The following is a 22068-nucleotide window of genomic DNA, read 5'->3' as shown; positions in this document are numbered from 1 at the left end:
AAACCAGCATTCTGGAGAGCCACTCAATGCAACTGACGAGTAAAAAACCCGCCTTTGCCGATGCCAGAGGCGAAATTGTCGATATTGTGGAAAAAATTCCCTTTGACTCCCTGACGGTGATCACCAGCCGCCAAGGAGCGGTGCGGGGCAACCACTACCACCGGGAAACCACCCAATACACCTTTATCCTGGCAGGAAAGTGTCGATATCGTTCGCAAAAGCCGGACCAGCCGGCGGAAGAGGCCATCATGGTCAAAGGAGACCTGGCGGTCTCGCCGCCGCTGGAGAGCCACGCTTTTGAAGCCCTGGAGGACTCTGTACTGCTTGCCTTCTGCCAGGGGCCGCGCAGCGGCAGCCAATACGAAACCGATACCTTCCGGCTGGTCGAACCCCTGATCCCATCGAACGAGGACGAAGGGGCATGAAAACCATCCCGGTGGCCCAGCCGGTTCTGGGGGAAGAGGAACGGGCCAACGTTCTGGCCGCCCTGGAAGCCGGAGCCATTTCCGGCTTCTTCGGCGACTACCTCGGCCGCTTCGAACGGGAGTTCGCCGCCTGGTGCGGCTGCTCCCACGGTATCGCGGTTTCCAGCGGCACCGCCGCCCTCCATGTTGCCCTGGCCGCCCTTGAGGTGGGTCCCGGTGACGAGGTCCTGGTCCCGACTCTGACCAACATGGCCACCTTTTTCGCCGTTCATTACCAGGGAGCCACCCCTGTTCCCATCGATATCGAAACCGATACCCTCAACCTTGATCCGGCCCTGCTGGAGGAAAAAATCACTCCCCGGACCAAGGCAATTATGGTGGTTCACCTCTTCGGCCACCCGGTGGACATGGACCCGGTGCTGGCCCTGGCTGACCGCCACAGCCTGGCGGTAATCGAGGACTGCGCCGAGGCCCACGGCGCCGAATACCGCGGCAACCGGGTCGGCGGGCTGGGAAGCATCGGCTGCTTCAGCTTCTACGCCAACAAGATCATCACCACCGGCGAGGGGGGGATGTGCACCACCAATGATGACGCCTTGGCCGAAAAGATCCGCACTTTAAAATCGCTGGCTTTCGGCAGCGAAAACAAATTCATGCACAGCGCGGTCGGTTTCAACTACCGGATGACCAACCTCCAGGCCGCCCTCGGCTGCGCCCAAATGGCAAAAATCTCGCAGCTTATCCAACTCAAGCGGGAAGTAGCCCAGGAGTACAACCGGCTGCTGACCGATTGCCCCGAACTGCAGTTGCCGGTGGAGAAGGGTTACGCCCACAACGTTTACTGGATGTACCACGTAGTGTTGGCCGGACATGCGGCGGGCCGGCGGGCCGAGGTCATGGCGAAGCTGGCGGCCGCCGGAATCGAAACCCGGGAAACCTTCATTCCATACAACCTCCAGCAACACCTGCCCCTGGCCGCCCACATTGGCCGGGAGGATTGCCCCCGGGCCAACGCGGTGGCCCAGCGCGGCTTTTATCTGCCCTCCGGGCCAGTGCTGGCCCAAGAGCAAATCGCCCATATCGCCGAACAACTGCTGACCGCCGTAGCGGCCACCTGAGACCCATGCCGGATATCTTTGCCGATTATTCCGAATTTTACGATCTGCTCTACGAAGACAAGCCCTACCCGGACGAGGCGCGCTTCATCGCCGATCTGCTGAACCGTTACGCCGATCCCGCCGGGTCGGTGCGCACCGTCCTGGATCTGGCTTGCGGCACCGGGCGTCACTGTTTTGAACTGGAGGCCATGGGCTACCAGGTTGCAGGCAGCGATATCTCCGCGCCGATGATTGCCAGGGCCCAGGCCGCTGCTGCCGCCCGGGCCAGCCAGGCAACCTTTTACAACCACTCCTTTCAAGAGGCGGCCAAAATTGGCAAGCGCTTTGACGCGGTCATCTCCATGTTCTCGGCCATCGACTACCTGACCGGCCATCACGACTTGACGACCGCTCTGGAAAATGTCAGCCAGCTGCTGCCCCCCGGCGGCCTGTTTGTCTTCGATTACTGGAACGGTAACGCAGTAATCAACAATTACTCACCGGTGCGGGAGCTGCGCAAGCGGCGGGGCAACCTCGAGGTTCACCGCACCTCCACCACCCGACTCGATCTCGTCGAACAGATCGCCGAGGTAAACTTTCAGTTTCGCTGCCTGGTCGCGGGCCAAAGCGAGCATGAGTTCCGTGAACAACACCGGGTGCGCTATTTTTTCTTCCGCGAAATCGAAACCTACCTGGAGCTAGGAGGCTTCGACCTGATCCACCGCGGTACATTTATGGCTGAGGATTTCTCGCCCACCAGCTGGAACATCGCCGTGGTAGCAAGAAAGCGAGCAACATGAAAAAGATCGGGATTTTCCTGGAGGTACCGCCCCATTTTGGCGGCACGTTCCAATACACTCAGACCATGCTCGACGCGGTGGCGGCTCTGCCGAGGGACCGCTTTACGGTGGTGGCCGGTTATGTCGATACAGTCTGGCGGGATTACCTGGAGCCCTATACCAGTGTGAAGAAAATTCACATTCCCCGCGGCTTCTGGGGCCGGGCCCTGGGACTGGCCTGGCTGCTGCTGCGTTTGCCCATGGGACCATGGCGCCGGCTCTGCCCCTGGTTTCACCCCATGGCCAAGGCAATGCTCAAGGAGCAATGCGACCTGTGGATTTTCCCGGCCCAAGATGCTCGCAGCTTTCAGATGCCGGTGCCGGCCCTGGTAACGGTACTGGATGTGGCCCACCTTTATGACGGTCAGCGCTTCCCCGAGGCCGCTTCGCGCTGGGAGTTGCTGTATCGCATCCCACTATATGCCAACATCTGCCGCTGGGCCAAAGGGGTGATCGTCCTTTCTCCAATCGACAAGCAGCAGGTAATGGAATCCTTCCACCTGGCAGAGGAACGTATTCACATCATGCCGATGGTTGTGCCTCGTTACATTGAAGTAGCCAAGACTCCACCGGATTTCGAACTCCGCTACCAGCTGCCGGCAAAATATCTTTTCTACCCGGCCCAGTTCTGGGAACACAAAAACCATAAAAAAATGCTCCGGGCGTTAGCCACGCTGAAGCCAGAATTGCCCGACCTCAAGCTGGTCCTGGTCGGCTCTCCTAAAAATGCCTGGGACTCGGTCCTCCAATTGATCAAAGAACTGGACCTGGCCGAGCATGTTCTTATTCTGGGCTACGTTCCAGACGCGGACATGCCGGAGCTTTATCGCCGGGCCCGGGCCCTGATTTACGCCTCCTGCTACGGCCCGACCAACCTGCCGCCTCTGGAAGCAATGGCCCTGGGTTGCCCGATGGCCCTGGCCAAGGTGACCTGCATGCCCGACCGGGTAGGAGACGCGGCCCTGGTCTTCCACCAGGATTCAGTGGCTGAAATGGCGGACTGCATTCGGCGGTTGTGGACCGATGACGGGCTTTGTGCCGATCTTAGCGAACGTGGCAAGGCCAGAGCGGCCCAGTGGAAACAACCCCAGTTCAACCAGCGGCTGGAAGAGATTGTTGCCGGGCTGACAACAGATAAAGGTGGGAAAAAGCCCATCAGGCCAGCGGCAGCAACATGAAGATTCTACTGGTAATTCCATATTTTATGCCGGCAATCAGCTACGGGGGGCCGGTCAAAGTTGCTTACGAGATTGCCCGAGGTCTGGTTGCCAGAGGATATGAGGTCACGGTGGCTACCACCGACGCCTTGGATGCTACCAGCCGAGTTGGTAGGACAACGGAAGTCATGGAAGGAATCAGTGTTCTGCGCTTCCGTAATATCAGCAACAAGCTAGCAAAAAAATGCAACGGTTATCTGCCGGTGCTGCTAATCCCTTGGCTGGCCAGAAATTGCCGGCGATTCGATGTTATATACTGCCATGACTTTTTTTCTTTGCCGACAGTCGCTGCCGGTTGGCTGAGCCGTTATTACCAGATCCCCTTGCTGCTCCAGCCTCATGGCTCGCTTTCCGCTTTGCGGCGATCCGCCAGGTTTGCCGCCGTTAAACGGCTTCTCATTTTTTTCTTCCTTGGAATCCTGCGCGGTGCCCGTAACATCATCGCCCTGACCGTAGAAGAAAAGAAAGGGATCGAGACCCTCGATCCGTCCCTGGCGGCCAAAGTTGTGGTCATCCCCAATGGGCTGAATCCGGCGGAATTTGCGGATATACCTGGAACAGATCTGCATCGCAGGTACAATATTCCACAGAATCATAAGATCATTGGTTTTATCGGGCGATTGGCCTACATCAAAGGGCTGGACATCTCCCTAACGGTCCTGGAAACCCTCAAGGACCGCCTGGCTTTTTCCTTTCTGGTCATCGGCCCTGACGAAGGGGAAATGAGTCGGCTCAAACAGCAGGTGCAAACAAGCGGTCTCGAAGACCGAGTAATATTCGCCGGCATTTTGGAAGGGGAAGAAAAAATGCGGGTTATGAAGTCCTGCGACTTTTTTCTTTTCACCTCCCGCGACGAAGGGCTGCCGCTGACCATACTGGAAGTTGCCGCTTTAGGCCGTCCGCAGATTGCCTCGGAAGAATGTCATGTCCCGGAGTTGGCTGAGTACCAGGCTGGCCTGCTGCATCCGCTAAACGATTTGGCTGGTTTTGCCCGCAGCATCGAGACCCTTATTGACCAAGAGCCTGAAAGGCAAGTGATGGGCGTAAACGCGCGGAAAATGGTGCGGGAACGGTTCAGCACTGGAGCAATGCTCGACCGGATCGATCAACTGCTGAAAATCGGACCTGGATCTGAGAATAAGTCGGCTGCAACGACCACCGGAAAAGAGCAAGTTCCGTGAAAATAGGTTTTTTTACATACGGAATCCATGGCGAGCGAATGACCGGTATCGCCCGCTATACCGTGGAACTGACCCGGGCCCTCAGTAAGATCGAGCCCGACCTGGAAATAATCCTGCTCAATCCCTATCCCGAATCGGACCATCCCTGGTACCAGGAATTCCCATCCCATCCTTTGCCGCATCTGCGGAAGCTGCCATTGGCCGCGACCCTGGGCAACCTGGAGTTGCATCGAGCCGCAACCCGGCTCCGCTTGGATATCCTGCATGATCCCTGCGGCATCGCTCCGTTCCTTGCGCCCAAAGGTGGTTATCTTCGAGTCACCACCATCCACGATGCCCTGCCGGCCGTTTATCCCCAAATTCAGCAATTGCTGACCCGCATGGTGTTCGCTACTTTAGTTAAGAGGGCCGGCAGCAACAGCGATGCTATTTTTACGGTCAGTCAGGCCTCGGCTGCCGATCTCATCAAATTCTATAAATTTCCCGCAGCGAAAGTGCACGTCACCTTGGAGGGGGTTGCTCCCCCCAATGACTTGTCAAGGAAACAGGTAGAAAAAGCCATGGAGCGATTGGGAGTGGTTCCACCCTTTCTAATGTCAGTTGGCGCCTTGCATCCGCGCAAGAACATCCAGCGCATCCTGAAAGCTTTCGCTATTGTGCATCGTACTCATCCTGAAGCCAAACTCGTGATTGCCGGGCCTCCGAGTTGGGGAGAAAATGAGGAGTTTTTATCCGTCCGCGATGCCGTCGTAGGTGACAGTGGTGTCGTTTTTACAGGTTATATCGGCGACCTGGAACTCGGGGCACTCTATCAGCGAACCCATGGTCTTGTTTTTCCGGCTTTGTATGAAGGGTTTGGACTTCCCGTCCTCGAAGCCATGAGTCATGGGGCACCGGTGCTGACTTCTAATGTGAGCTCGCTTCCCGAAGTTGCGGGAGATGCGGCTATACTGGTCGATCCAACTTCTGTTGATGAAATCGCCAAAGGAATGAGGCGACTGCTGGAAGATGAAGACCTGCGCATTGAACTAAGTCACAAAGGAAGATCCCGCAGTCAAACTTTCAGTTGGCAGGCGACAGCAATGGAAACCCTCCGGGTATATCATCTGCTGCTGGACCAGGCTGGCTAGCCAAACAATAAAAAGAATTGATAGTGTAAATTGTGAATCCCGAAAAGATTTTAGCGAAACCGCTGATTTCCATCACCATGCCCAGCTACCAGCAGGCGACCTTTCTCGAAGAAGCCGTGCGCTCGGTGCTGGACCAGGCAGGAGTCGAGGTTGAGCTGCTGGTCATGGATCCCGGCTCCACCGATGGCTCCCGGGAACTGCTGTTGAAGCTGAGGGAGGAGTATGGGGAGAAGCTGCGGCTTTACTTCGAGCCCGATCAGGGGCAGTCCGATGCCATTAACCGCGGTTTTGACTTGGCCCACGGGCGGATACTTGCCTGGCTTAATTCCGATGATCGGCTGCAGCCGGGGGCATTGGCAAAGATCAGCGGGTGGCTGGCCTCAGAAGAGCCTCGCTGGCTGTACGGGCGGGCGGGCATGATCGACGAACTGAGCCGGCCCCACGGTAGCCTGATCGTCTGGTACAAGAACTGGCGTGGCCGGCGCTTCTCCCGACTCAAGCTACTGACCGAGGACTTCATTCCCCAGATGGCGGTTTTCTGGAACCGTCCCCTGTGGGAACTGGCCGGGCCGCTGGATATCAACCGCCATCTCGATATGGACTACGACCTCTGGCTGCGCTTCGCACGGATCACCGACCCGCAGGTCCTGACCGAATACCTGGCCGACTTCCGAGTTCATGGCGCGGCCAAAGGCAGCCGCCAGACCGGCGCTCAACTAGACGCCGCCCTGGTCACCGCCCGGGAACATGCCGCCGAGCTTGGCCTAAAGGGCAAGCTGGCCGTGGGGTTGGCTCATATTCTGAGCTGGCGGACCCGATTGGCCTACCGCTGGCTGAAACCAAGCTAAAGGCCATCCAGCCCTGCCATGGGCTGCCGACTTTGGGTTTGTTTTGTAAAACTGTGGACAAAAGATGCTGATGGCAATCAGCTATTGGACTCTGATGAGGCGAAATTGGCACAAAATTCGCGGACCAGTGCCAGCCTGGCGGTGGGCGGCAACCTAAGGTAGAAAGGGCTGAGAAGCAGTATGCTGATAGCTTGCCTGGGGTTCATGGTTTTCTGCTCCGTTGCTGGTTGTCTTGAAATTTGTGTTAAGCAACAAATGTGCCACGTTTTGGGTGAAAATATAATTTCGTATTTTCGGTGAATTAAGCCTAACAAGGCAATTGCTGATAACCAAGTTGGTCAATTTGGAGGTAAAAAGTTGGGGATTTCACCCATTCCTGTCAGGAACATGCCCGATCATGGGCTGCAGCGTTACAGGATTAAGGCGGGCACAAAAGCCGGGCAATCGTATGCAAGCGAGGCTGTAGGCCATGAGTGAACTTTTCGTTTTTGACCGAATCCAGTTTGTTTCCATTATTTTTAGCCTGTTCATTTTGGGGTTCATCTTCAATCTGGTAAAAAAACGGCGGATGAAGGAGGAGTATTCTCTGCTCTGGTTTTTCATGAGCCTCTTTCTCCTTTACATGTCCGTCGATCGCTATGCTATTGATCGGCTGGGGGCACTGGTGGGGGTTGCATACCCGCCCAGTGTGCTGATGCTGCTGACCACCGGTTTCACCTTTCTGGTACTGGTTCATTTATCGGTGGTGGTTACCCGCCTCTCGGAACAGAACAATGAGCTGATCCAGGAAATGGGCCTGGGGAAACTGGAAGAGGCGAAAAAAAATGCCGATATCCTGGTGATTGTGCCGGCTTATAACGAGGGAAACAACATCGTCGAAGTGATTACGGACCTGCTAAACAATGCCGGGCTGCCACTGGACGTGCTGGTAATCAACGACGGCTCCATCGACCACACCGGGCCGGCAGCCCGGGCTACCGGCCGGGCACTGGTCATCGACCTGCCCAAAAACCTTGGCATCGGCGGGGCGGTCCAAACCGGCTTCAAATACGCCGCCCGCCACAACTACCAAATCGCCGTCCAATTCGACGGCGACGGCCAACACCTGGCCTCCGAACTGCCCAAGTTGGTACAAGCTATACAGGCGCGCCACGCCGATCTGGTAATCGGTTCCCGTTTCGTGCATAAGCACGCGGGATTCCGTTCCACCTTTGTAAGGCGACTCGGCATCCGCACCTTCCAGTTGCTCAACTCGCTGCTGATAGGGCAAAAAATCACCGATAACACCTCCGGTTTTCGCGCCTACAGCCAGCCGGCGATCCGTTTTTTAGCAAAACATTATCCCACCGACTACCCCGAACCAGAAGCAGTGATCCTGCTGGGGCGCAACGGCTTTAAAATTACAGAAGAAGCGACGGAGATGCGTGAACGGCAAGGGGGGGACTCATCCATCAGCGGGTTGCTGGGGATATACTACATGCTAAAGGTAACGCTGGGAATTATCATGACCGCGCTACGTAAGCCACTAACCAGGGATTAAAAAGTACGCCGACACTTGGGACACAAAAGGGCTATTTGAGTGAAAATCTGTGGTACCAAAAGAGAAAGGGAAACCAAGCCTAACCGCCTGATTTCCCTTTAATTTTCGTGGTGAGCGGGGCGGGATTCGAACCCACGACCTTTAGCTCCGGAGGCTAACGCTCTATCCAGCTGAGCTACCCGCCCACTTATCTGTTGCCCGCCGTGACGGGTTGCACGCTTCATTACCACGGATCGGACTGGGCGTAAAGATTTTTGTCGCGGTCCGCCGTATTGCCGACCGCAACCATTATGGCTGATTAGTGCTTTTACCGCTTGCCGGCGGGCGGCGGCGGGGGCCCGGAGCTTCCCGGTGGAAGCGCAGAGATTTGGCGTCTTTGTAGACCGTCACCCCGCCGGCCAAATGGCCAATCACCCCTTTGCCGCCCCGATCGGCGCCGTGCAGCAGTTGCTCGATCTGACGCCCGGCGGGTTTAAGCTGCAGTTCAAGCAGGGCCATTTCCAGCAGACGGCGCTGCAGGGCCCGGGGTTGAGCGGCAAAAAACGGCAAAGAGAGGGTTAACGCCGCCTTGGCCGGTTCACCGGCGACCCGGGCCTGGCGGTAAGCCTCGTCGGCCATGGCCGCCAGCAATTCCTCCTCGTCCTGCAGCACCGTGGCGGTGTGGCAGAGCGTTTCCCGCAGGCGGGGGTTGAAACGCTGCTTAAGCCAGGGAACCAGTTCCAGCCGCACCCGGTTGCGAACAAAGCGCAGGTCCTGGTTGGAGCTGTCCCGGGCAAAGGCGATGTTACGCTGGGCAAGGTAGGCCAGCACCTCGGCCTTGCTCACCGCCAACAGCGGCCGGATGATGCGCCCCCGAGCCAGCGGCGCCATGCCGCTGAGCCCTCCCCGGGCCGTTCCCCGCAGCAGGCGCAGCAACAGCTCTTCCGCCTGGTCATCGGCGGTATGGGCCACGGCGATCTTGGCCGCCCCGGTTTCCGCCGCCACTTGGGCAAAAAAACGATAACGCAACTCCCGGGCCGCGTGTTCCAAGGAAAGGCCCTGCTGCCGGGCATAATCGCGCACCGCCACCCGGCCGCCGCGCCAGGGAATCTCCAGGGCGGCGGCCACCGCCGCCATCAGTTGCTCTTCCTCCCGGCTTTCTTCCGGTCGCAGGCCATGGTCAACATAAACCGCCAGCAGGTTGAAGTGCATGGCCGCCGACAAAGTCTTGAGGGCATAAAGCAGGGCCATGGAGTCCGGCCCGCCGGAGGTTCCCACCACCACCAGCTCGCCGGCGGCGATCAGGCGGTGGCCGGCGATACTCTTTTTGACTTTTTTCTCCAGCGGATGCATGCTCTTCAAGACCTCCGGGTTAATCTGCCATCCACCCCACCTGCCTCAAAACGGTTGCCAAGATGGGCAATGTGCAACATATTATAGTTAATTTGTAAGCGTTCACCAATGGTATTAACTTAACAGTTTAACGTGCCGTAATCGTTCAGCAGTGCCGCAGGTTCGGGCAAGCAGCCAGGCGCAGCGTACCCCCTGTACGTAAGCCTGGCTGATCGCCCGAAGATGCGGTGCTGCTGAACGATTACGTTAATTTTTCGCCGATGCCAGGTCAACCTTGGCCGGTGGCAGGACCCCGTCAACCAGGAGGAGCAAGATGAAAGTTCGCAAGGCCGTAATTCCCGTCGCCGGGCTGGGCACCCGTTTTCTGCCGGCCAGCAAGGCCATCCCCAAAGAGATGCTGACCATCGTCGACCGGCCCACCATCCAGTATATCGTGGAGGAGGTGGTCAATTCCGGCATCGAGGTGATCATCTTTGTGACCAGCGAAGGCAAGTCGGCCATTGAAAACCACTTCGATTACGACTTCGAGCTGGACACCATGCTGCGCCAGAAAAACAAGCCCGAACTGTACGAAGAGGTGCGCCATATCTCCAACCTCATCGACATCATCGCGGTGCGCCAGAAAAAACCGCTGGGGCTGGGGCATGCCATCTGGAGTGCCCGCAACGTGGTGGGCCACGAGCCCTTCCTGGTGCTGCTGGGCGACGACCTGGTGCTTTCCGACAACCTGCCCTGCTGCCGGCAGATGCTCAACCTCTATGACGAAGTGCAGGAGTCCATTGTGGCCATCCAGCGCGTGGCCCCGGAGGAAACCGGCCAGTACGGAATCGTCGAGGGCGAACCGGTCCGGGACCGGGTGCACAAGGTGCAGCGGATGGTGGAAAAACCACCCCCCGGCACCACCGATTCCGACCTGGCCATCATCGGCCGCTACCTGCTGCAGCCGGACATCTTTGACCTGCTGCAGACAACCACCCCCGGCCACGGCGGCGAGATCCAGCTCACCGACGCCCTGATGGCCCTGGCCAGAAAGCGGCCATTATACGCCTACGAGTTTGAAGGCACCCGTTTTGACGCCGGCGACAAGCTGGGCTACCTGAAAGCGATCATCGCCTTTGCCCGCTGCCATCCCACCCTGGGCCCGGAATTCCGCCAACACCTCAAGGAGGTTTGCGCGGCCCTTTAAGCAACCCCCATGAGCAAGCAGACTCCCGTATACTTTGAAGTGGCGGTGGCAGCCCCTATTCACCAGACCCTTACCTACGCCCCGCCGGCGGGAGTTGCCCAACTCCCCCCCGGCCACCGCCTGCTGGTGCCCCTGGGGCGAAGGCAAGTCACCGGCTACCTGCTGGACTGCGCGGCACAACCACCGGCTCTCAAGGACGGCGGCAACGACCGGCAACCGGGCGGCAAAATCCGGGCCGCCCTGGAAGTGCTGGACGACGAACCACTGTTCCCCGCCGCCATGGTCCCCTTTTTCCGCTGGATCGCCGATTACTACCACCATCCCATCGGCGAGGTGATCCAAAACGCCCTGCCCGCCGGCCTCAGCCGCCGCAGCACCAGAATCATCAAGCTCACCGACCGGGGCGCCGAAAAACTGCCCTCGCTTGCCCAATCCACCGCAAGCAAACGCAACTCCCCTTTGCCGCTCTCCGACTGGCTACCCGAGTTGCTGGCCCGGGGCGAATTGAGCGCTACCAAAAGCGCCACGGTAATCCGCCGTCGGCCGCCGGAACTCAAACGCTGGCAGGATGAAGGGCTGATTGAGATCGATAACCGGCTACGCCGGGAAAGTGTCCGAGCCCAGACCGAAACCATCATTTTCCTGCCGGCGCTTCCACCCGCGAAATTACCGCCGGACGCCGCGGCCAACATCAAAAAACATACAACAAAAAAGGGGTCAGACCCCTTTTCTTCTTCCGTGGCGCTTAAGCCGTCGGAAGACAAAACCCTGGCCCTGCTTACCGAACTGGCCGCCAACAACCCCAACGGCGTTCCCCGGCGGGAGCTGCTCAAGCGTTATCCCGGCGCCGGACGGGCCCTGAAGGGGCTGCTGGCCCGCAACCAGATCAGCACCTTCGAGCAGCGCCGCTACCGCGACCCTTTCGGGGAGGCGCCGCCCTTTTTTCCCCGGCCTGAAAGGCTTACCGACGAACAAAGCGCCGTCATGGCGCGGCTGACCCCGGCCATCGAAGGCCGGCAATATACCCCCTTTCTGCTGCACGGCATTACCGGCAGCGGCAAGACCGAAATCTATCTGCGGGCCGCCGAAGCCGCCCTGGCCGCCGGCCGCCAGGTGCTGGTGCTGGTGCCGGAAATTGCTTTAGCCACCCAACTGGAGGGGCACTTCTGTTCCCGCTTCGGCAACGCCGTGGCCCTGCTCCACAGCGGGCTGTCCGGCGGCCAGCGCTACGACCAGTGGAGCCTGCTGCTCAGCGGCGAGGCCCAAATTGCCATCGGTGCCCGCTCAGCGATCTTCGCGCCGCTGGCCGACCCCGGCCTGATCATCGTCGATGAAGAGCACGACCCAGCCTACAAGCAGGAGGATGGTCTGCGCTACAACGCCCGCGATCTGGCCCTGCTGCGCGGGGTCAAGCAGCAGGCCACGGTCCTTTTGGGTTCGGCCACCCCGGCGGTGAGCAGTTACCACGCCGCCCGGCAGGGCAAGTTTGAGCTGCTGCAAATGACCCGCCGGGTGGAGGACCGCCCCCTGCCGGCGGTGGAAATCGTCGACCTGAAAGCAGTGAGAACGGTATCCGGCCTGCCGCCGCTTTTTTCCCCCCAACTGATCCGGGCTTTGCGGGAAAACCTGGCTGCCGGCCAGCAGTCGCTGGTTTTTTTGAACCGCCGGGGGTTTGCCAACCTGGTACTGTGCAAGGATTGCGGCCGGCCGGTGCAGTGCCGCCACTGCCAGGTCACCCTGACTTACCACAAAAAAGCCGACCTGTTGCTCTGCCACCACTGTGGCTACCGCCAGCCGCGCGCCAGCCTGTGCGGCCATTGCCACTCCGGCACCCTGGTCCCGGCGGGTTTCGGCACCGAGCGCCTGGAGGAGGAACTGCGCCGCCATTTTCCCGCCGCCCGCCTGGCTCGCCTGGACCAGGACACCAGCCGCGACCGCAAGGAGTTTCTCAAGGTGCTTAAGGCGGTACGGGACCACGAGGTGGATATCCTCATCGGCACCCAGATGATTACCAAGGGCCACCACTTTCCCCGGGTGACCCTGGTGGGCATCGTCTGGGCCGACGCCGGGCTGGGAATTCCCGACTACAAGGCGGCGGAGCGCACCTTTCAACTGCTTACCCAGGTCACCGGCCGGGCCGGCCGAGGTGAGCAGCCGGGCCGGGTGCTGGTGCAGACCCTGCAAAGCGAGCACTACAGCATTGCCCTGGCCCGGGCCCACGATTACCAGGGCCTTTATGAGCAGGAGATCGCTCTGCGGCAACGCCTGGGCTTTCCCCCCTGGGGGCGGTTGATCAACCTGCGTTTCGACGGCGAAAAGGAAGAGAAGGTGCGGGAACTGGCATTGCGCCTGGGAGAAATCGCCCGGGGCCGGGCCGACTCCGGCATCAAGGTACTGGGCCCGGCCCCGGCGCCGCTGTCTCGGCTGAAAGACCGCTTCCGCTGGCAGTTGCTGCTCAAGGGCCGGGGGGTTGCCCCGCTGCACCGGCTCTGCCAGGCGCTGCTGGGCGAATATGCTCGCCTGGCCGGCGCTTCCACGGTTAAATTGAGTCTGGACGTTGATCCGGAAAATATGCTATAGAACCCCATGGCTATTCAACCCATTGTCCAATTTCCGGTGCCCTCCCTTAAGAGCCGGGCCAAACCGGTGAGCGAATTCAACGATGAACTGCGGCGGCTGGCCCTCGACATGATCGAGACCATGCACGCCGCCCCCGGGGTGGGGCTGGCGGCGCCGCAAATCGGGGTGCCCCTGCGGGTGGTGGTAATCGCCGGCCGGGTGACCCTGGACGAAGAACAGCGGGCGGCCCTGGCCCAGGAGCACGGCGAGGCCGGCGAGGCGGCCCCCTCCCCCCCTTCCCCCCCTTCCGAGGAAGAGCTGGCGCCGTCACTGGTGCTAATCAACCCCGAAATTGTCGAGGCCGAGGGGCAGCAGGTGGACGAGGAGGGCTGCCTCAGCGTCCGCGAGTACGCCACCAACGTCAAACGCTTTGCCCGGATCAGGGTCAAAGCCCAGGACCTGAGCGGCCAGCCGCTGGATTTTGTCGCCGAAGATTTTTTCGCCCGGGTGATCCAGCATGAACTGGACCACCTCGACGGCACCCTGTTCATCGACCGCATCAGCCCGCTGAAACGCACCCTCTACCGCAAAAAACTGAAAAAAATTATGCAGGCGGAGGAAAAACCGTGAGCCGGAGCCGGCCCTACCGAATCATCTACATGGGCACCCCGGAGTTTGCCGTCGCCCCCCTGCAGGCCTTGCTGGATCACGGCGAAGAGGTTGCGGCGGTGGTTTGCCAACCCGACCGGCCCAAGGGGCGGGGCAAGAAACTAAGCCCGCCGCCCACCAAGGAACTGGCCGAGCACAAGGGTATTCCGGTGCTGCAGCCCAGCAAGATCAGGACCGACGAGTTCCTGGACGAAATCAGAAGTTACCAGCCCGATCTGCTGGTGGTGGCGGCCTACGGTCGCATCCTGCCCGGGCCGCTGCTGAATCTGCCGCCCCTGGGCACCATCAATATCCACGGTTCCCTGCTGCCGGCCTACCGGGGGGCGGCCCCCATCCAGTGGGCGATCATCAACGGCGAGGCGGAAACCGGGGTGACCATCATGCAGATGGACGAGGGCATGGACACCGGCGATATTCTCCTGCAAAGGCGAATGCCCATCCATGACGACGACACCAGCGGCAGCCTGGCGGCCAGGATGTCCGCTTTAGGCGGCCAGGCCCTGGTGGAAGCCCTGGAGCTGCTCAAGGCCGACCAACTCCCCCCGATTAAACAGGACGATACACAGGCCACCATGGCCCCGCTGCTGTGCAAGACCATGGCGGATATCGACTGGAAGCTGCCGGCAACCAAAATCTCCTGCCTGATCCGCGGCCTGGACCCCTGGCCCCTGGCCCGAACCACCCTGGAAGGTCAAATCCTCCGGCTCTTCAAACCTGCCACGGCCTCGGAACCCGCCGGCGCGCCACCGGGCACCATCACCATGCTGCAACCGGAAAACAATTTGCTGGGGATCGCCACCGGTGAAGGTTGCCTGCTGGTGGAGGAAATCCAGCGGGAAGGCGGCAAACGGCTGCCCATCGGCGCCTTTCACCGCGGCCACCCCCTGAAGCTGGGCCAAAAACTAGGAACATGACCGGTAAACCTCCAGCAGCACCACATCTTCCGGCAAGCAGCCCGGCTTGCGTACCTGGGGTACGCGGCGCCCGGCTGCTTGCCGGAATCTGCGGCACTGCTGAAGGTTTACAGCCCGTAAAGCAAATGGCAAGCGGCCTTGGCGAGCGTTTATCATGACCGGTAACATTGCTTATCTGGACTGTTTTTCCGGGGTTGCCGGGGATATGCTGCTGGCGGCGCTGCTGGATGCCGGGCTGCCCCGCGCTTATCTTGATGAACAGTTGGCCGGGCTGGGGTTGCGCGGCTACCGGCTGGAATTTACCCGGGTGCAGCGGGGGGCACTGCAAAGCGGGCGACTGCAGGTTGTCCAGGACGATACCGCCGTCCAGCCCCGGCGCGACTGGCAGAGCATCAGGGCTCTGCTTGAGGGGGCCCGGCTGGATGCCGGCGTGCGTGACCACGCCCTGGCCGTTTTCGCCGCTCTGGCCGCCGCCGAAGGCAAGGTTCACGGCCAACCGCCGGAAAAGGTGCATTTCCATGAAGTGGGGGCGATCGATTCCCTGGTCGACATCGTCGGGGTGGCGGCCGGTCTGCATTACTTCGGGCTGGAACGCCTGGTCTGCTCCCCGCTGCCTCTAGCCCGCGGCTGGGTGGAGAGCAGCCACGGCCCTCTGCCCCTGCCGGCCCCCGCCACCCTGGAACTGTTGCGCGAGGTGCCGGTTTACGGCCTGGATCTGGAGATGGAACTGGTTACCCCCACCGGCGCGGCGGTCATCAAGGCCCTGGCGGATGATTTTGGGCCGCCGCCGCCCATGAGCATTGAGCAAGTCGGTTACGGGGCCGGCGGCCGGGAGCGCCCCGACGGCAAACCCAACCTGCTGCGGCTGCTGCTCGGCCGCTCGGAACCGGTGGCCGAGGCCCAGGCGGTGGAGGTTATCGAAACCCAGCTTGACGACTGGGCCGCCGAGGGTTTCCCCCATCTTTGCGACCGCCTTTTCAGCCTGGGCGCCCTGGATGTCTCCCTGACCCCGCTGCTGATGAAAAAGGGCCGGCCCGGCTACCTGCTGCGGGTACTTGGCGAACCGGCGGCAGCCCCGGCCCTTAAAGAATGCCTGCTCAGTGAAACCACCGCCATCGGCCTGCGTTTTCATCGCCAGCAGCGCCAAACCCTGCCCCGGCAAACGGGAGTGGTGACCACCCCATGGGGGGAGATCGCGGTCAAAAAGGTCAAAGCCCCGGGCGGAGAACGCCTTTACCCCGAATATGAATCCTGCCGGGCCGCGGCCTTGCGCCATAAGGTGCCGCTGCTGCAAGTCCATACGCTGGTGGCCGCCATGCCGCCGGAGCAGTGCCGACCATGCCCCGCCCCCGGTCAGGAGGAGAAGCCCAATGGATAAATTGATCATGCTGCTGGCCACCGGCTTTGGCCTGGGCCGGTTGCCCAAGGCCCCCGGTACCTGGGGCACCCTGGCGGCCTTTCCGGTGCACTGGGCCATCATGGGCCTGTCCTGGCAGCTTTACGCTTTGAGCCTGGCGGGGATCATTGTGCTGGCGGTGATCATCTCCGGCATGGCTGAAAAAATTCTCGATCGGCCCGACCCCGGCATGGTGGTGATCGACGAGGTCGCCGGGATGCTGATCGCCCTGATTGCCGTGCCCGCCACTTTCACAGCCTGGCTGCTTGCCTTTGTGCTGTTCCGATTCTTCGACATCTTAAAGCCCTTCCCCATCCGCTTCATCGACCGGCGCTGCCACGGCGGCCTGGGCATCGTGCTGGACGACCTGCTGGCCGGCCTTTACGCCCTGGGCTGCATCCATCTGCTGCTGTACTTTTTCCCGGCCATCGGCGGCGCTTGAACCGCACAGCAACACGCAGTGCGCCGATATTTGGCACATTAGACGACAGGCTGCCGGCGACGTAAGCAATCACGGGGTACCCCATAAACAGTTACTCTTTTACGGCTGTTGGCTTAAAAGAACGGCAATGTTTTTTCAACAAGCGAATCATCCAACTTAACTCGTGGCGGCAAGAAAAACCAATTGACGGAGATTGCTCTTTGCAGCAAACTGGCGCCAAGACATTCGACAACTCCCAGGGTTAGAGGTAACCAGCAATGAAAAAAGCGTTTATCACCGGAGTCACCGGCCAGGATGGCGCCTATCTGGCTGAATTGCTCTTACAAAAAGGATACGAAGTACATGGTCTCAAGCGGCGCACCTCTCTTTTCAATACCGACCGCATAGACCACCTTTATGAAGGGCCGGAGATCAAAAACCGGCGTTTTATTCTTCACCACGGCGACATGACCGACTCCAGCAGCCTGATCCGCATTATTCAGCAAGTGCAGCCCGACGAGATCTACAACCTGGCTGCTCAAAGTCACGTGGCGGTTTCCTTTGAAGAACCTGAATATACAGCCAACTCCGACGCCCTCGGAGTGCTGCGCCTGCTGGAGGCCATCCGCATCTTGGGCCTGGAAAATAAAACCCGCTTTTACCAGGCCTCGACTTCTGAGTTGTATGGCCTGGTACAGGAAACCCCCCAGCGGGAAAACACCCCTTTCTACCCCCGCAGCCCCTATGCCGTGGCCAAGCTCTACGCTCACTGGATTGTGGTTAACTACCGCGAAGCCTACGGAATGTACGCTTGCAACGGAATCCTGTTCAATCATGAATCACCGGTACGGGGCGAAACCTTCGTAACCCGCAAAATTACACGGGCGCTGGCCCGGATCAAACTCGGACTCCAGGAACGCTTATACCTGGGCAACTTGAATGCCAGTCGGGACTGGGGGCACGCCCGGGATTACGTGGAAATGCAATGGTTGATGCTGCAGCAGCAACAGCCGGAAGACTTTGTCATTGCCAGTGGCCGGCATTATTCGGTGCGGGACTTTGTCAACACCGCTGCGGCGGAGTTGGGTATCAGCTTAAACTGGCAAGGGGAAGGGGTGGCGGAAAAGGGTTACGATGCCGACGGGCACTGCATAGTGGCCATAGACCCCCGCTACTTCAGACCCACCGAGGTGGATACCCTGCTTGGCGATGCCGGCAAGGCAAGGGAAAAGCTGGGCTGGACACCCAAGACCAGCTTTAAGGAACTGGTGGCTGAAATGGTAAGAGAAGATCTAAAGACCGCCGAACGTGACGACCTGGTTAAACGGCACGGCTACGATACCTGCAATTATCATGAATAACCAGCTACGGTTGCCTCACTGGAACACAACGGGAGATCAGTGTTGACCACCAAACAGCGTGTTTACGTGGCCGGCCACCGCGGCATGGTGGGCTCAGCCATTGTCCGGCAGCTTGCCCCTTGCAAGCACATTGAACTCATTACCCGCGACCGGAGTGAGCTTGATCTGCAAGACCAAAAGCAGGTGTCTGATTTTTTCCGGGCCACCGCAATTGACCAGATCTATCTGGCGGCAGCCAAAGCCGGCGGTATTCTGGCCAACAATAGCTACCCGGCCGAATTTATTTATGAAAACCTGATGATCGCGTGCAATATCATCCATGCCGCCCATACCGCTGAAGTAAACAAACTCCTTTTCCTCGGTTCCTCGTGTATTTACCCCAAATTGGCCCCCCAGCCCATGCGCGAGGAAGCGTTGCTTGACGGTTTCCTGGAATCCACCAACGAGCCATACGCCGTCGCCAAGATTGCCGGCATCAAGCTGTGTGAAAGCTACAACCGCCAGCATTGCCGCGATTATCGGAGCATTATCCCCACCAACCTTTACGGCCCCAACGACAATTTTCACCCGCTCCACAGCCATGTGATCCCTGCTCTGCTGCGCCGTATTCACCAGGCCAGGGAAACCGGTGCCGACGAGGTGGTTATCTGGGGCAGCGGCAGTCCCCGGCGAGAATTTCTCCATGTTGACGACCTGGCCACCGCCGCCGTCTTCCTGATGAATCTCCCCCGGGAGGACTGGGCTGCGCAAACCCGGCCCATGCGCTCCTATGTTAATGTGGGCACAGGACTTGACTGCACCATTGCCGAACTGGCGGCCACCATCGCCAATATCACCGGTTTTACCGGCCGGCTGGTTTTTGACCGCAACCAGCCTGACGGAACCCCTCGCAAACTGCTTGATATTTCCCGGATCAAGGCTCTGGGCTGGCAACCGCAAATCCCCTTGGAAAGAGGGCTGCGCGAGACCTATCACTGGTTGCTGGCCCACCAGGAAAGCGCCCTTGGCTGACCGATACCCTTTTCACGGTTTGCTCTACAGATTAAAATTTGATTAAGTTACAACGCACCAGGAGGCCCCTTATGGACATAGAGCAGAACAAACAGACCGCCTCTGCGGCACCGGCAAGCAAGCTGCTGCTGCTGGGATCCAAGGTTCAGATTACCAACCTGCCGGTGAAAGAAGTCAGCCTGCTGCGGGAAGGCAGCCTGCCGGCCTACGGCTACAATCCCGGTGATCAGATCGAACTGCTGGCCGGCCGGATCAGCATCGAAGAGGGGCGCCTGGAACAGACCGGCACCTGGCTGAGCACTTACCTGGGCCGGGTCGGGCTTAACCCCGCCATCGACTCCCACACCTACGGCGAACAGAAGGAAATTTTTCAAATTTTCCGGAATCGCCGGGCCGACCGGGAAACCGATCCTGCCGATGGCTGGTTCATGTTCCAGCAGTTTTTGCCCCCGGAGGGCCGCAAAGCCAGCACCCGCCAACTGGAAATCACCCCCGACAACCGGCCGCAACTGGCAGGCAACCAGGGTATCATGGTCATCGACGACAGCGGCCGGCCGCCGGCGGCCAGTGATGAGTTCAAACAGCTCAACCCCAACGCCTGGGTCATCGCCCTGGGTATCGGGGTGGCCCACTGGCAGAGCTGGGCCAAGCAGTTCGGCGACAAATTCTGCCTGTTCTGCCGGCTCTCCGATCTGGAAACCACCCGCATGGAGATGGACAGCTCGGTGATCTGGGAAACCATCGTGGCCATGACCTTGCGAGCGCTCAAGACCTCCGAGGTGGGGCTGTGGAAAAACGGCCGCTTCACGTGCCATATCATCGTGGAAATGTTCCCCCACGGCATCATGTACCTGGGCCCGGACGGCGGTTATTTCCGCCACCGGCCCGGCTGCCTGCCGGAGAAAAGCTCGCCCCGGCACAAAGGCTCCGCTCCCTGCTACGACACTTTAGCCACCAGCCTGCTGGCCAGCGACTGGCTGCAGGCCGGCGGCCCCTATTTTTGCCGCAACGCCTTTTTCGACTACTCCACCCGGCTGCTCAACAACTGGCAACTGCTGCATCAAAGCGGCTACGCCTTCGACGGCGGGCTGCGCTTTCCGGAGTTGGATTTCTCCTCCACTTTCCCCGACGGCACCCCCTGCTCTTTTGTCGAGACCAAAAGCGACTCCTGTTTCATCGACCTGGCCCAGCTGACCCCGGAATTTGAACAGGAACTGGACGTGGTCTCCTGCCAGCAGTGGCATGAAACCAAAAAGGAAGCGGTACGCGGCCTTTTTCCCTGGCCGGTGAGCTCTTACGTTAAGGAGCAGATGGGCAGCATGGCCAACGACTGCATCGGGGTAATCGCCGAGGTGCTGCATTACTTGAAAAACGAGGTTAGCTGGAAAAACGGTTTTGCCGACCTGCGGATGTTCAGCGTCGGCAACCTGCGCACCACCGATCCGGCGGAGATCGAGCCGGTGGTGACCCTGCAGAACGTAATGGACTCTTATGTTTCCCGGGAGCAGGTGCAGCGCCCCTTGTGCGTGGGGGTGTTCGGGCCGCCGGGGTCGGGCAAGTCATTTGCCGTTAAAGAAGTGGCCAAGGTCATCGGGCGGCGGTTCGACATCAGCCCCTTTGACTTCTTCGAGTTCAACCTCACCCAGTTTGACGGCCCCGAAGAGATCAACAGCGCCATTGACGCCATCCGGGCCTCGGTGGCCAAAGGCAAAGTGCCCATCGTCTTTTGGGACGAGTTTGACTGCCGCTACGACAACCACGAGTTCGGCTACCTGCGCTACTTCCTGCCCTCCATGCAGGACGGCATTACCTATGTGCACGGGGTGCCCTACAACATCGGCCGCTCGATTTTCGTCTTTGCCGGCGGGGTCAAGTCCAGCTACGACGGGATGGCCGCACTGCTGGAAAGCGCCGAGCCGGCCACCCGGCAACTGGTGCGCACCCTGAAAATTCCCGATTTTCTCAGCCGCCTGCGGGTTGTGCTGGACATCGACGACATCGAGATCCCCCGGGACCTGCTCTGCAACCAGGCCGGCCCCCAGGAGTTGGCCAAACTTCGGCGGATTCTGATCAAGCGGGCCTTCATCATCGCCCACCAGATGGATACCCACTGGAAGAAGGCGGCCCGCAAGACCTCGGGGCTGCTGCTGCGGCTGCTGCTGGCCGAATACAAGTTCGGGGCCCGTTCCATCGAGGCGGTGATCGAGGCCTCCGGGGCTTCCGACCGGCTGGTCTACGGCCTGCCGGAACTCATCGCCCCCTCCGCCGCCCGGGTACATGCCTCCTGGCAGGTGGAGCTGGAACGCTTGGTTGATCTGGCCCGCAAGCAGCAGGGCCTGCGGGAAATATGGTAGTGTGGGTAAATGCTTGACAATAAGCTGATGCCTGAATTATTTTAGCTTATCCGAAAATAATTAATCAAGGAATCAACCGCATGCCTAGAAGTGGGAAGCGCCTTAGCGCCAGCCTGGAAGACTACCTGGAAACCATTCACCATATCGTGGAGGAAAAACAGGTGGCCCGGGCCAAGGAAATCGCCACCCGGCTCAAGGTCAGCCGCTCTTCGGTGACCGAGGCCTTCCGCTCGCTTTCCCAGAAAGGGCTGATCAACTACGCCCCTTACGAGGTCATCACCCTGACCCCGGCGGGGACCAAAGTGGCGCGGGACGTCATCCGGCGCCACCAGGCCTTGAAGGATTTTTTTCTCCGGGTGCTGGCGGTGGAGGAAGAACTGGCCGAAGAGGGGGCCTGCCAGATCGAACATACGGCCCCGCGGCCGATCATTGAACGGCTCAGCCTGCTGATGAACTACCTGGATGAATGCCCCCAGGGCGGGGCGGACTGGATTAAAAACTTCAACCGTTACTGCCAGACCGGCAAGACCCCCGACAAATGCCGGGAATGCCAGAACACCAACGACAACCAATAACACCGGCACGACC

19 protein-coding genes and 1 tRNA gene are annotated in these 22068 nt (G+C 59.8%); 18 read left to right on the top strand and 2 right to left on the bottom strand.

The annotated features are described in order from the left end of the window. Positions 1 to 26: 26 nt before the first annotated feature. The 8 genes from DAAHT2_RS01925 (at position 27) to DAAHT2_RS01890 (ending at position 8277) form a co-directional block, all read left to right on the top strand. Positions 27 to 425 carry a polysaccharide biosynthesis C-terminal domain-containing protein gene (locus DAAHT2_RS01925; protein WP_013162614.1) on the top strand — a complete coding sequence of 133 codons (399 nt, stop codon included), beginning with the start codon at positions 27 to 29 and terminating at the stop codon, positions 423 to 425. Beyond that, positions 422 to 1543, top strand: a complete 1122-nt coding sequence (locus tag DAAHT2_RS01920; RefSeq protein WP_013162613.1) for a DegT/DnrJ/EryC1/StrS family aminotransferase — start codon at positions 422 to 424, stop codon at positions 1541 to 1543. Before DAAHT2_RS01925 ends, DAAHT2_RS01920 begins: the two co-directional genes overlap by 4 nt. Positions 1544 to 1548: 5 nt before the next feature. Beyond that, the gene (locus DAAHT2_RS01915; RefSeq protein ID WP_013162612.1) at positions 1549 to 2322 is read left to right on the top strand and encodes a class I SAM-dependent DNA methyltransferase; all 774 of its coding nucleotides are present in this window, start codon (positions 1549 to 1551) and stop codon (positions 2320 to 2322) included. After that, a complete protein-coding gene (locus DAAHT2_RS01910) occupies positions 2319 to 3539 on the top strand; it encodes a glycosyltransferase family 4 protein (protein ID WP_013162611.1) in 1221 nt (406 codons plus the stop codon). Before DAAHT2_RS01915 ends, DAAHT2_RS01910 begins: the two co-directional genes overlap by 4 nt. Beyond that, a complete protein-coding gene (locus DAAHT2_RS01905) occupies positions 3536 to 4759 on the top strand; it encodes a glycosyltransferase (RefSeq protein ID WP_013162610.1) in 1224 nt (407 codons plus the stop codon). The genes DAAHT2_RS01910 and DAAHT2_RS01905 overlap by 4 nt, the downstream gene beginning before the upstream one ends. A gap of 38 nt (positions 4760 to 4797) precedes the next feature. After that, positions 4798 to 5889: a glycosyltransferase family 4 protein gene (locus DAAHT2_RS01900; RefSeq protein WP_218915035.1), complete on the top strand. Its 1092-nt coding sequence runs from the start codon at positions 4798 to 4800 to the stop codon at positions 5887 to 5889. Between the two features lie 32 nt (positions 5890 to 5921). Continuing rightward, positions 5922 to 6737: a glycosyltransferase family 2 protein gene (locus DAAHT2_RS01895; RefSeq protein ID WP_013162608.1), complete on the top strand. Its 816-nt coding sequence runs from the start codon at positions 5922 to 5924 to the stop codon at positions 6735 to 6737. 469 nt (positions 6738 to 7206) lie between these two features. Then, complete coding sequence (locus DAAHT2_RS01890; protein WP_013162606.1) at positions 7207 to 8277, top strand: DUF2304 family protein; 1071 nt, start codon at positions 7207 to 7209, stop codon at positions 8275 to 8277. Positions 8278 to 8385: 108 nt separating this feature from the next. Here the strand turns inward: DAAHT2_RS01890 and DAAHT2_RS01885 are convergent. Both DAAHT2_RS01885 and tilS read right to left on the bottom strand, forming a co-directional pair. Next, positions 8386 to 8462 (bottom strand) — tRNA-Arg (locus DAAHT2_RS01885). 103 nt (positions 8463 to 8565) lie between these two features. Further along, positions 8566 to 9609, bottom strand: coding sequence for a tRNA lysidine(34) synthetase TilS (gene tilS / locus DAAHT2_RS01880; protein WP_013162605.1), 1044 nt, complete (start codon positions 9607 to 9609; stop codon positions 8566 to 8568). 313 nt (positions 9610 to 9922) lie between these two features. On the opposite strand from tilS, the gene galU reads away from it, so the two are divergent. The 10 genes from galU (at position 9923) to DAAHT2_RS01830 (ending at position 22055) form a co-directional block, all read left to right on the top strand. Then, positions 9923 to 10795, top strand: coding sequence for a UTP--glucose-1-phosphate uridylyltransferase GalU (gene galU, locus DAAHT2_RS01875; RefSeq protein WP_013162604.1), 873 nt, complete (start codon positions 9923 to 9925; stop codon positions 10793 to 10795). A 9-nt stretch (positions 10796 to 10804) separates the two neighbouring features. Then, the gene (gene priA / locus DAAHT2_RS01870; RefSeq protein ID WP_013162603.1) at positions 10805 to 13375 is read left to right on the top strand and encodes a replication restart helicase PriA; all 2571 of its coding nucleotides are present in this window, start codon (positions 10805 to 10807) and stop codon (positions 13373 to 13375) included. Between the two features lie 6 nt (positions 13376 to 13381). Next, positions 13382 to 13984 (top strand): peptide deformylase, encoded by a 603-nt coding sequence (gene def / locus DAAHT2_RS14560; RefSeq protein WP_013162602.1) that lies wholly within the window; start codon positions 13382 to 13384, stop codon positions 13982 to 13984. After that, entirely contained in the window at positions 13981 to 14937 is a 957-nt protein-coding gene (gene fmt / locus DAAHT2_RS01860; protein ID WP_013162601.1) for a methionyl-tRNA formyltransferase, read from the top strand. Before def ends, fmt begins: the two co-directional genes overlap by 4 nt. 154 nt (positions 14938 to 15091) lie before the next feature. Further along, positions 15092 to 16315 (top strand): nickel pincer cofactor biosynthesis protein LarC, encoded by a 1224-nt coding sequence (gene larC / locus DAAHT2_RS01855; RefSeq protein ID WP_013162600.1) that lies wholly within the window; start codon positions 15092 to 15094, stop codon positions 16313 to 16315. After that, positions 16308 to 16775 (top strand): phosphatidylglycerophosphatase A family protein, encoded by a 468-nt coding sequence (locus tag DAAHT2_RS01850; protein ID WP_013162599.1) that lies wholly within the window; start codon positions 16308 to 16310, stop codon positions 16773 to 16775. The genes larC and DAAHT2_RS01850 overlap by 8 nt, the downstream gene beginning before the upstream one ends. A gap of 257 nt (positions 16776 to 17032) precedes the next feature. Beyond that, positions 17033 to 18115, top strand: coding sequence for a GDP-mannose 4,6-dehydratase (gmd, locus tag DAAHT2_RS01845; protein WP_013162598.1), 1083 nt, complete (start codon positions 17033 to 17035; stop codon positions 18113 to 18115). Between the two features lie 42 nt (positions 18116 to 18157). Then, the gene (gene fcl / locus DAAHT2_RS01840) at positions 18158 to 19126 is read left to right on the top strand and encodes a GDP-L-fucose synthase (RefSeq protein ID WP_013162597.1); all 969 of its coding nucleotides are present in this window, start codon (positions 18158 to 18160) and stop codon (positions 19124 to 19126) included. 71 nt (positions 19127 to 19197) lie between these two features. Next, positions 19198 to 21480: an AAA family ATPase gene (locus DAAHT2_RS01835; protein WP_013162596.1), complete on the top strand. Its 2283-nt coding sequence runs from the start codon at positions 19198 to 19200 to the stop codon at positions 21478 to 21480. A gap of 80 nt (positions 21481 to 21560) precedes the next feature. Further along, positions 21561 to 22055, top strand: a complete 495-nt coding sequence (locus DAAHT2_RS01830) for a metal-dependent transcriptional regulator (RefSeq protein ID WP_013162595.1) — start codon at positions 21561 to 21563, stop codon at positions 22053 to 22055. The last annotated feature ends 13 nt before the right edge of the window (positions 22056 to 22068 follow it).

Source organism: Desulfurivibrio alkaliphilus AHT 2, from assembly GCF_000092205.1.
Taxonomy (GTDB): domain Bacteria; phylum Desulfobacterota; class Desulfobulbia; order Desulfobulbales; family Desulfurivibrionaceae; genus Desulfurivibrio; species Desulfurivibrio alkaliphilus.
The sequence above is the reverse complement of the archived record's forward strand: the minus strand, read 5'-3'. Positions and strand labels throughout refer to the sequence as shown.

What these genes read in the sequence shown, in the direction of transcription:
- priA (WP_013162603.1), top strand. Translation starts at nt 10,805, where the DNA reads ATGAGCAAGCAGACTCCCGTATACTTTGAAGTGGCGGTGGCAGCCCCT.
- DAAHT2_RS01850 (WP_013162599.1), top strand. Translation starts at nt 16,308, where the DNA reads ATGGATAAATTGATCATGCTGCTGGCCACCGGCTTTGGCCTGGGCCGG.
- DAAHT2_RS01925 (WP_013162614.1), top strand. Translation starts at nt 27, where the DNA reads ATGCAACTGACGAGTAAAAAACCCGCCTTTGCCGATGCCAGAGGCGAA.
- DAAHT2_RS01920 (WP_013162613.1), top strand. Translation starts at nt 422, where the DNA reads ATGAAAACCATCCCGGTGGCCCAGCCGGTTCTGGGGGAAGAGGAACGG.
- DAAHT2_RS01905 (WP_013162610.1), top strand. Translation starts at nt 3,536, where the DNA reads ATGAAGATTCTACTGGTAATTCCATATTTTATGCCGGCAATCAGCTAC.
- gmd (WP_013162598.1), top strand. Translation starts at nt 17,033, where the DNA reads ATGAAAAAAGCGTTTATCACCGGAGTCACCGGCCAGGATGGCGCCTAT.
- DAAHT2_RS01915 (WP_013162612.1), top strand. Translation starts at nt 1,549, where the DNA reads ATGCCGGATATCTTTGCCGATTATTCCGAATTTTACGATCTGCTCTAC.
- def (WP_013162602.1), top strand. Translation starts at nt 13,382, where the DNA reads ATGGCTATTCAACCCATTGTCCAATTTCCGGTGCCCTCCCTTAAGAGC.
- galU (WP_013162604.1), top strand. Translation starts at nt 9,923, where the DNA reads ATGAAAGTTCGCAAGGCCGTAATTCCCGTCGCCGGGCTGGGCACCCGT.
- DAAHT2_RS01900 (WP_218915035.1), top strand. Translation starts at nt 4,798, where the DNA reads ATGACCGGTATCGCCCGCTATACCGTGGAACTGACCCGGGCCCTCAGT.
- DAAHT2_RS01910 (WP_013162611.1), top strand. Translation starts at nt 2,319, where the DNA reads ATGAAAAAGATCGGGATTTTCCTGGAGGTACCGCCCCATTTTGGCGGC.
- DAAHT2_RS01830 (WP_013162595.1), top strand. Translation starts at nt 21,561, where the DNA reads ATGCCTAGAAGTGGGAAGCGCCTTAGCGCCAGCCTGGAAGACTACCTG.
- larC (WP_013162600.1), top strand. Translation starts at nt 15,092, where the DNA reads ATGACCGGTAACATTGCTTATCTGGACTGTTTTTCCGGGGTTGCCGGG.
- DAAHT2_RS01890 (WP_013162606.1), top strand. Translation starts at nt 7,207, where the DNA reads ATGAGTGAACTTTTCGTTTTTGACCGAATCCAGTTTGTTTCCATTATT.
- tilS (WP_013162605.1), bottom strand. Translation starts at nt 9,609, where the DNA reads ATGCATCCGCTGGAGAAAAAAGTCAAAAAGAGTATCGCCGGCCACCGC.
- DAAHT2_RS01835 (WP_013162596.1), top strand. Translation starts at nt 19,198, where the DNA reads ATGGACATAGAGCAGAACAAACAGACCGCCTCTGCGGCACCGGCAAGC.